The following is a 947-nucleotide window of genomic DNA, read 5'->3' as shown; positions in this document are numbered from 1 at the left end:
GCTGTTCCCCGTTCGCTCGCCGCTACTGGGGGAATCTCGGTTGATTTCTTTTCCTCTGGGTACTTAGATGTTTCAGTTCCCCAGGTTCGCCTTGCAGCACTATGTATTCATGCTGCAATGATGCACATGTGCACCGGGTTTCCCCATTCGGGTATCGTCGGTTGTTGCGGTTCATATCACCTTACCGACGCTTATCGCAGATTAGCACGCCCTTCATCGCCTCTGACTGCCAGGGCATCCACCGTGTACGCTTAGTCACTTAACCTCACAACCCACAAGCGTCCCGAAAGACGATTGTCAGCTGCAAGCATTTGAGAGACTCGAACATATCGTTGACTTCATTCTTATTACGGAGAATGAAAACGACATGTCGTTTCAATTTTCAGCTTGTTCCGGATTGTTAAAGAGCAAATATCTCAAACGTGACTCGAAAGCCAGTTTTGAGATAGTTTTTGTAAACTGCATGGTGGAGCTAAGCGGGATCGAACCGCTGACCTCCTGCGTGCAAGGCAGGCGCTCTCCCAGCTGAGCTATAGCCCCATACAGTTACTGCAGAGACCGTCTACTACCACTCAACCGCGAGTTACGCTTCTTTTAAGGGAAGCATAATTTCTTCTCAGGCAAGGCATGCGGAAGGGAAGTTTACCTGGGTAAACGACCGCGCGCATAACGCCGCATGAGATGAAATTTGGTAGGCCTGAGTGGACTTGAACCACCGACCTCACCCTTATCAGGGGTGCGCTCTAACCACCTGAGCTACAAGCCTGTAGAGGTTTTTTCTGCTCGTTACTTTTCTATCAGACAATCTGTGTGGACACTGCGCACGAAGGTATCTTCAGGTAAGGAGGTGATCCAACCGCAGGTTCCCCTACGGTTACCTTGTTACGACTTCACCCCAGTCATGAATCACAAAGTGGTAAGCGCCCTCCCGAAGGTTAAGCTACCTA

At 50.1% G+C, this 947-nt stretch carries 2 tRNA genes and 2 rRNA genes; all 4 read right to left on the bottom strand.

Features of this window, described 5'->3' with window-relative positions:
• A 23S ribosomal RNA gene (locus tag QZH36_RS21305) occupies positions 1–265 on the bottom strand; the annotation flags it as partial.
• Positions 266–464: 199 nt separating this feature from the next.
• Positions 465–540, bottom strand: a tRNA-Ala gene (locus QZH36_RS21300).
• A gap of 149 nt (positions 541–689) precedes the next feature.
• Positions 690–766: transfer RNA gene (locus QZH36_RS21295), tRNA-Ile, on the bottom strand.
• A 74-nt stretch (positions 767–840) separates the two neighbouring features.
• Positions 841–947, bottom strand: a 16S ribosomal RNA gene (locus QZH36_RS21290); the annotation flags it as partial.

This window comes from Erwinia wuhanensis (assembly GCF_030484085.1).
Lineage (GTDB): Bacteria > Pseudomonadota > Gammaproteobacteria > Enterobacterales > Enterobacteriaceae > Erwinia > Erwinia aeris.
Note: the sequence above shows the minus strand (reverse complement) of the source record. Positions and strands in the feature narration are given on the sequence as shown.